At 65.1% G+C, this 7,825-nt stretch carries 5 protein-coding genes and 1 tRNA gene; 4 read left to right on the top strand and 2 right to left on the bottom strand.

Features of this window, described 5'->3' with window-relative positions; all coding sequences use genetic code 11:
* Nucleotides 1–165: 165 nt before the first annotated feature.
* The 3 genes from AC1D0Z_RS13260 (at nucleotide 166) to AC1D0Z_RS13270 (ending at nucleotide 4,493) form a co-directional block, all read left to right on the top strand.
* Nucleotides 166–1,512, top strand: coding sequence for an amidase (locus AC1D0Z_RS13260; protein ID WP_477658695.1), 1,347 nt, complete (start codon nucleotides 166–168; stop codon nucleotides 1,510–1,512).
* A gap of 119 nt (nucleotides 1,513–1,631) precedes the next feature.
* Nucleotides 1,632–2,891 carry a D-amino acid dehydrogenase gene (locus AC1D0Z_RS13265; RefSeq protein WP_477658696.1) on the top strand — a complete coding sequence of 420 codons (1,260 nt, stop codon included), beginning with the start codon at nucleotides 1,632–1,634 and terminating at the stop codon, nucleotides 2,889–2,891.
* Between the two features lie 72 nt (nucleotides 2,892–2,963).
* Nucleotides 2,964–4,493 (top strand): NAD(P)H-hydrate dehydratase, encoded by a 1,530-nt coding sequence (locus AC1D0Z_RS13270; protein ID WP_477658697.1) that lies wholly within the window; start codon nucleotides 2,964–2,966, stop codon nucleotides 4,491–4,493.
* 30 nt (nucleotides 4,494–4,523) lie between these two features.
* Here AC1D0Z_RS13270 and AC1D0Z_RS13275 read toward each other — a convergent pair whose 3' ends face one another.
* Both AC1D0Z_RS13275 and rnr read right to left on the bottom strand, forming a co-directional pair.
* Complete coding sequence (locus tag AC1D0Z_RS13275; protein ID WP_477658698.1) at nucleotides 4,524–5,093, bottom strand: YggT family protein; 570 nt, start codon at nucleotides 5,091–5,093, stop codon at nucleotides 4,524–4,526.
* A 75-nt stretch (nucleotides 5,094–5,168) separates the two neighbouring features.
* Nucleotides 5,169–7,502 carry a ribonuclease R gene (gene rnr, locus AC1D0Z_RS13280; protein WP_477658699.1) on the bottom strand — a complete coding sequence of 778 codons (2,334 nt, stop codon included), beginning with the start codon at nucleotides 7,500–7,502 and terminating at the stop codon, nucleotides 5,169–5,171.
* A 167-nt stretch (nucleotides 7,503–7,669) separates the two neighbouring features.
* Between rnr and AC1D0Z_RS13285 the strand changes: the two genes are divergently transcribed.
* A tRNA-Leu gene (locus tag AC1D0Z_RS13285) sits at nucleotides 7,670–7,754 on the top strand.
* The last annotated feature ends 71 nt before the right edge of the window (nucleotides 7,755–7,825 follow it).

Raw genomic sequence — 7,825 nt, forward strand, 5'->3', positions numbered from 1 at the left:
ACATAGGAATACTCCAAAAGGTTGTGTCTAAAATCAGCGCTTATCGCCTCGTGGTCTCATTTGAGATTTCCGGGGCAACACCTTGAGTGGCTGATTTGCGATTTGCCTTGCAAACAACAAAATCGTCATTTGCAAAGCCTGTCGAGTATAACACCCTCCTGCCCCATGAGCCAGATGCCCCCTTCAGGCGACCTCCATGCCACTCGCCAGGCCATAGCGGCCGGTCAGACCTCCCCCCAGCAGGTTTTCGAGCAGGCCCGTGCCACGGCTCAAAGTGACGCCTGCCGCCACGTTTTCATGCCGGGAAACCCGCAAAACCTCGCCGGAACGGCGAAAAACCCCGCTTCGGATGCCGCAGGCCTGCCGCTGGCCGGCATTCCGGTGTCGGTCAAGGACCTGTTCGATGTGGCAGGCCAGACCACCGCGGCCGGGTCCACCGTGCTGGCAGGCGCTGCGCCGGCCGCAGAAGACTGCCCCGCCGTGGCGCGATTGCGTGCTGCCGGCGCCGCTTTCGTGGGGCGTACCAACATGGTCGAGTTCGCCTTCTCCGGTGTCGGCATCAACCCGCACCATGGAACGCCCGTCAACCCGGCCGACCCGAAGGTGGCGCGAATCCCGGGCGGTTCGTCCTCCGGTGCGGCGGTCTCGGTCGCCACGGGTGCGGCCCTGGTCGGGCTCGGCTCCGACACAGGCGGGTCGATCCGCATCCCGGCAGCGCTTTGCGGCATCGTCGGCTTCAAAAGCACAGCGCGCCTGGTGCCGACGCAAGGCACCCTTCCCCTGTCCCCCAGCCTGGACACCGTGTGTGCCCTGACCCGCTCGGTGCGCGACGCCGTCACCGTGCATGAGGTTCTGGCCGCACGCAAGGTCCGGCTGGCAGGCAAGCCGCTCGCATCCTGCCGCCTGGCCGTGGCCCGCACCGTGATGCAGGACCACCTGGACAACACCGTCGCCGAGGCATTTGGACGCAGCCTGCGGGTGCTTCGCCAGGCGGGCGCGCATATCGAAGAGATCGGACTGGAAGAGATCGGCGAGCTGGCCGCCATCAATGCCACCGGCGGCCTCTCCGCAGCAGAAAGCTATGCCTGGCACCGTACGCTGATCGCCAGGCACCAGGCCGAATACGATCCGCGCGTCGCCTTGCGCATCCTGCGCGGCGCCAGCATGAGCGCGGCCGACTACATTGACCTGCTGGCTGCGCGCAAAGCCTGGGTGGGCCGCATGGAAGCGCGCCTGCAGGGCTTTGACGCCGTACTCTCGCCCACCGTTCCCATCGCCGCGCCGCCTATCACTGGCCTGCTGGGTGACGACGCCGAATTTTTCCGCATCAACGGCCTGCTGCTGCGCAATACTGCCGTGGTGAACATGCTCGACGGCTGCGCCATCTCCCTGCCCTGCCACACCCCCGGCCAGTTGCCCGCAGGCCTGATGCTCTGGCACGCGGCGCTGCATGACGACGCGGTGCTGGACCTCGCTCAGCAGGTAGAAGCAGCCCTAGCAGGATCGCTATAAAAATCATAGCCGCTCGCGCTTTCCCCTATTGGCTTTCAGCCTTTTTTGAYAAAAATGAATAAAAATATCTCCCCTGCCTCCGGTGCCCTCCCTGCTCCACATGACGGCAGGAGCCTCGCATGAGGGTTGCCGTTATTGGCGCCGGCATCATCGGCATCACCACCGCCTACGAACTTGCCCTGGACGGCCACGACGTCACCGTGTTTGAACGCCGCGGTGCGGCGGCCGAGGAAACCAGCTTTGCCAACGCCGGCCTGGTCGCGCCCGGCTACGTCACGCCCTGGGCAGCCCCTGGCATGCCGGGCAAGGTCATCAGCCACCTGTTCAACCGCCACGCGCCCGTCAAGCTCGGCCTGCCGCTGTCGGCCCGCGACATCGCCTGGATGTGGAAGTGGTTTCGCGCCTGCAAGCTCGAGACTTACATAGCCAACCGGGCGCGCATGCAGCGCCTGGCTTTCTACAGCCGCGAAAGGCTGCACCACCTGACGGCCGAACTGGAGCTCGAGTACGACGGCAGCCCCGGCTACATGGTGCTGCTGCGCTCTGAAAAAGACAGCAAGCTGGTGCAGCCGGGCCTGGCCGTGCTGCGCGACGCCGGCGTGGTGTTCAGGGAAATCGGCCCCGACGAGGTGCGAAAGATCGAGCCGGCGCTGAGCCTTGATACCGACTTCCTGGGCGCTGTTCATTTGCCTGACGACGAAGTGGCCAATTGCCGCCAGTTTGCTCTGCTGCTGAAAAATGAAGCCCAGCGCATTGGTGTGAGTTTTGAGTTCAATACGGCTGTAGCCCAACTGGAACGCGCGCAACCAGCTAGCATTTTGATAGCAGGCGAGGCTAGCCCGCGCGGCTTCGACCGTGTGGTCATGTGCGCCGGCCTGGCGTCGGCCGAACTCCTGAGGCCSCTCGGCCTGAAGATCCCCATGGCGGCGGTTTATGGGTATTCCATCAGCGCACCGATCCGCGAACCGCTGAACGCACCGCGCAGCGCACTGATGGACGAGCGCTACAAGGTCGCGATTTCCCGCCTGGGCAACCGCGTGCGCGTGGCTGGCAGCGCCGAAATCGGCGGCACGCTTGACAACAAGCGGGCGTCGTCCATCCAGACACTTTACAAGGTGCTGCACGACTGGTTCCCGGGTGCGGCCCAGCTTTCCAACACCGGCGCCAGCGTGCAGGAATGGAAAGGCGCCCGTCCCATGCTGCCCGATGGGCCACCCATCATCGGCGACAGCGGCATTCCCGGCCTCTGGCTCAACCTGGGGCATGGCTCCAGTGGCTGGGCCCTCAGCTGCGGCAGCGCGCGGGCCCTGGCCGACCTGATGACCGGCAAAAACGCGGACATCGACATGGAAGGCCTGGGCGTTGCCCGCCTGGGCTAAAAACCACCGCGCATCAACGCACAAAGCCCGGCCAGCCGGGCTTTTTGCTTTGCGGGGCCGCACAATCAAGCCATGCGAAAAATTTCCAGCGCCCGCAGCGAACCGCTTCACAGCGTGGCGGCGACGCGCGAACTTGAACGGCAGGCCGCCACAGGGCTTGCGCCCCACACATTGATGCAGCGGGCGGGCCTCTCGGTGGCGCGGCTGACGCTGGCCCTGGCGCCACACGCGCAGCGCATCTGGATCGCCTGCGGGCCCGGAAACAACGGCGGTGACGGTTTTGAGGCCGCCATGCACCTGCACCAGTGGGGCAAGACCGTGGCCGTGACCTGGACGGGATTGCCCGCCGGCAAAACCAGCCTGCCACCCGACGCCCTTGCCTCGCGCGAACGCGCCATTGCCGCAGGCGTGCCCATGGTTGCACAACCGCCTGAAGACTTTGATTTCTGCATCGATGCGCTGCTGGGCATAGGCGGCGCGCTGGAACCCGACCGCCCCGGCACCGCGTTAATGCTGGAGTGGCTGGCGCGAATGCAGGCCAGTGGCGCGCCACGGCTGGCGGTAGATGTGCCGACCGGCCTGGATGCGGACACCGGCGCCGCTACACATTTGATAGCTGCTGGCGCCCGCCCACTGGGCGTTACAGCCATTTTCACCTTGAGCCTTTTAACCCTGAAACCGGGGTTGTTCAGCGCCAGCGGCCGGGATTGGGCGGGCCAGGTCTGGTTTGATGACCTCAGCGCCGGCAAGGTGCGGGCGGATGTTCCCAGCCGTACGGATGCCTGGCTGTTGGGCGCCGACCAGGCTGGCCAACCCCAACGATCCGCCCACGCGCATGCCAGCCACAAGGGCAGCTTTGGCGATGTCGCCGTGCTGGGGGGAGAGTCCACCGCCCACAGCCACATGGCCGGCGCAGCACTGCTGGCAGCGCGTGCCGCCCTGCATGCCGGTGCCGGCCGCGTATGGGTAGCGTTGCTCGGCAGCCCGGCCATGACGGTTGACCCGCAGCAACCAGAGCTGATGTTTCGCGCGCCCGAGGCGCTGAACCTGGCACAGCAGGTGGTGGTGTGCGGCTGCGGCGGAGGTCAGGCCGTCAAGGCCGTGCTGGCAAGGGCCCTGTCGACAGCCAGGCAGCTGGTGCTGGATGCCGACGCCCTCAATGCGATCGCGGGGGATGCGCAGCTCCAGACACAGCTCATTGCACGGCACGGACGCGGCTACAGCACCGTGCTGACGCCCCACCCGCTCGAAGCCGCCCGGCTGGTCGCCACGACGGCTGCCGCGGTTCAATCAGGCCGGCTGGCTTCAGCCCGGCAGCTTGCCGAACGGTTTCAGTGTGTGGTGGTACTCAAGGGGTCGGGAACCGTGATTGCGGCGCCGGGCCGAAGCCCCGCCATCAACAGCACCGGCAACGCCCTGCTGGCCACGGCTGGCACCGGTGACGTGCTGGCGGGCATGGTGGGCGCGCGGATGGCGGCCGGGCTGGATGCCTTCGATGCTGCCTGCAGCGCAGTGTTCATGCATGGCCGCCTGGCCGATGAATGGTCCGCGCCTGCCCTGACGGCTTCGGAGCTGGCCTGCGCACAGGGCGGCCGCAATTAACAGACGCACTGACGAGCGTCGGCGAGGGCCCTACACCAGGATCATCAGCGCGATCTGGATCAGGACAATGAGCACCAGCGCGGACAGGTCCACGCCGCCCACCGTGGGGATCACACGGCGCAGCGGCGCCAGCAGGGGCTCGGTCAGGCGCCCGAGCAAGCCATAGGYCGGTGAGCCGGGCTGCACCCACGAAAGAATCGCAAACCCCAGCACCAGGATGAACAGGGTCTGCAGCGCTACGCGAATCAGCATCTTCAGCGCAAAGGACAGCAGCGTCAGCAGGACTACAGGCGCTGCCCCGGAGGTCCAGAGGGTGCCTCCCAGCAGCAGGCCAAAGAGCAGGCCCCACAGCAACGCATAGGCCAGTGCCAGCAGCACGGCCGCCAGCAGGCTGGCCCAGTCCACCCGGGATTGCATCACCGGCTTGGGCAGAACGCGGCGCAAGGGCTTGACCAGCCAGTCGGTCACGGCCATCACAAAATGGCCAGGTTGGGCCGTCATGTTGACCCGGACCCAGTTCATCCAGGCCCGCAACAAGGCTGCCGCAATCAGCAGGAAGAACAGCGTTTCAAGCAGGAAGGCCAATACGCGCATCAGCATGGGCAAGGCGCCTTATGCTTACGAAGCGCAGGCGAGGAAAAAGTGTTGTGCGGAAACTTCATGGTGTCCCGGCGCCTAGCGGCGCGGCTTCTTGCCCTGCTTGCGGCCCGCAGGATTGCCGGCCGCTTTCTTGACCGCCGCCTTCAGGGCCTGAATAGGCGATTTGGGCGCCCTTTCGCTGCTGCCGGTGTTGCGGCTGCCAGCGCCGCCGTCGCGGCCGCCTGCGCGTGACTCAGCGCGCTTTGCGGAACTCTTTCCCGCACCCTTGCTGCCTGCCTTGCCGCTTCGGGGTTCGGCGGTGTGACGCGAGCCACCGCGCTCCTGCGCCGGCAACTCTGCCGCATGGCCGCCGGTCTTGTCCTTCATGGCGCGGCCGACCAGATCCTGGCCCTCGTTCACCAGGCGGAAATCAATTTTGCGGCCGTCCAGGTCCACCCGGCTGACCTGCACCCGCACCCGAGTGCCGATGGCATAACGGATGCCGGTGCGCTCGCCGCGCAGCTCCTGGCGGGCTTCATCGAAGCGGAAATATTCGCCGCCCAGCTCAGTGATGTGCACCAGGCCTTCGACGTACATGGCGTCCAGCGTGACGAAGATGCCGAAGCCCGTGGCCGCCGTGACGACGCCGCCAAACTCCTCGCCGAGGTGCTCGCGCATGTACTTGCATTTGAGCCATGCTTCCACGTCGCGGCTGGCCTCGTCGGCGCGGCGCTCGTTGGCGCTGCAGTGCAGGCCGGCGGCCTGCCAGGCGAGTTCGTCGGCACTGGCTTTTTTGGGCTTTTGCGTCGGCTCCTTGACGCGCGAGGCCAGGCGTTTGGACAGCTTGGCCTCAGCCTCGCCCGGCGTGGGCAGGGTCGGGAGCTGGTACTTGGCCTTGTTCAGCACCGCCTTGATGACGCGGTGCACCAGCAAATCCGGGTAGCGCCGGATCGGGCTGGTGAAGTGCGTGTAGGCCTCATAGGCCAGGCCGAAGTGGCCGCTGTTCATGGGGGTATAGATGGCCTGTTGCATGGAGCGCAGCAGCATCGAGTGAATCTGCTGCGCGTCCGGGCGGTCTTTGGTGGCCAGCGCAATCTTCTGGAACTCTCCCGGCTCCGGGTCGTCGCTGATGGTCATGCCGATACCGGCCGCCTTCAGGTAGTTGCGCAGCATCTCCTTCTTCTCAGGAGTCGGGCCTTCGTGCACGCGATACAGGCCTACGTGCTTGCTTTGCGAAATGAAGTCCGCCGAGCAGACATTGGCGGCCAGCATGGCTTCTTCGATCAGGCGGTGCGCCACGTTGCGAGTGCGGGGCACGATTTTTTCAATACGGCCGGCTTCGTCACAAACAATCTGGGTTTCGGTGGTTTCAAAATCCACCGCGCCGCGTTCGCCACGCTCTTTGAGCAGCGCCTGGTACACATCGTGCAGATCGAGCAGGTGCGGCACCAGCGCCTTGCGCTGCGCGGCCTCCGGGCCGCGCGTGTTGGCAAGGATGGCGGCGACTTCAGTGTAGGTAAAGCGTGCCTGGCTGAACATCACCGCYGGGTAGAACTGGTAGGCGTGAACCTCGCCCTTGGCATTGACCAGCATGTCGCAGACCATGCACAGGCGCTCGACATTGGGGTTGAGCGAACACAAGCCGTTGGAGAGCTTTTCCGGCAGCATGGGGATCACCCGGCGCGGGAAATACACGCTGGTGGCGCGGTCATAGGCGTCGATGTCGATCGCGCTGCCGGTTTCCACATAGTGACTCACGTCGGCAATGGCCACCAACAGGCGCCAGCCCTTGCCACGGCCCACTTTGGCGGGCTCGCAGTACACGGCGTCGTCGAAGTCGCGGGCGTCTTCCCCGTCGATGGTGACCAGCGGCACGTCGGTCAGGTCGATGCGGTGTTTTTTATCGGCAGGCCTGACGGCGTCCGGCAAGGCACGGGCCAGGGCCAATGCCTCGTCGCTGAATTCATGCGGCACGCCGTACTTGCGCACGGCGATTTCGATTTCCATGCCGGGGTCATCAATTTCGCCCAGCACTTCCTTGACGCGGCCCACGGGCTGGCCGAAAAGCGCCGGCGGCTCGGTGAGCTGCACCACCACCACCTGGCCGGCCTTGGCCGTACCGATGGCGCCCTTGGGGATCAGGACATCCTGCCCGTAGCGCTTGTCTTCGGGCGCGACCAGCCATACGCCGCTTTCCTGCAGCAGGCGGCCGATGATGGGATTCGAGGAGCGCTCGATGATTTCCGTGACGCGGCCTTCGGGCCGGTTCTTGCGGTCGTGCCGCACGATGCGCGCCTTGACACGGTCCTTGTGCAACACTGCGCGCATTTCGTTGGGCGGCAGGTAAATATCCGCCTCGCCGTCATCGCGCAATACGAAACCGTGGCCGTCACGGTGGCCGGAAACGGTGCCCTCGAATTCAGCGAGCAAACCGGAGGAATGGGCGGACGATCCGCCCGCGTGGGAATGAGTGGTTTTGATAAAAAGTCTCTTTTTGTTGGAGGCTGCCGGATTCGAGTATGCAGCCGAAATATTTCAGGAAAATTTGCGGACCCTGGCCTGTGAAGCCGTTCAAGTAATGGTACACTGCTAGCTGTGCCCGGGTGGCGGAATTGGTAGACGCGCACGGTTCAGGTCCGTGTATCGCAAGATGTGGAGATTCGAGTTCTCTCCCGGGCACCAGATACACCAAACAGCTTTGCCAGACTCTGAAACGAGTTCTGGAATAAAGCAAGATTAAAGCCACTGTGACC

It is taken from the genome of Polaromonas sp. P1_E3, assembly GCF_056405935.1.

Bases quoted from the DNA above. Each gene is read 5' to 3' on its own strand.
- AC1D0Z_RS13260 (WP_477658695.1), top strand. From the start codon at position 166: ATGAGCCAGATGCCCCCTTCAGGCGACCTCCATGCCACTCGCCAGGCC.
- AC1D0Z_RS13270 (WP_477658697.1), top strand. From the start codon at position 2,964: ATGCGAAAAATTTCCAGCGCCCGCAGCGAACCGCTTCACAGCGTGGCG.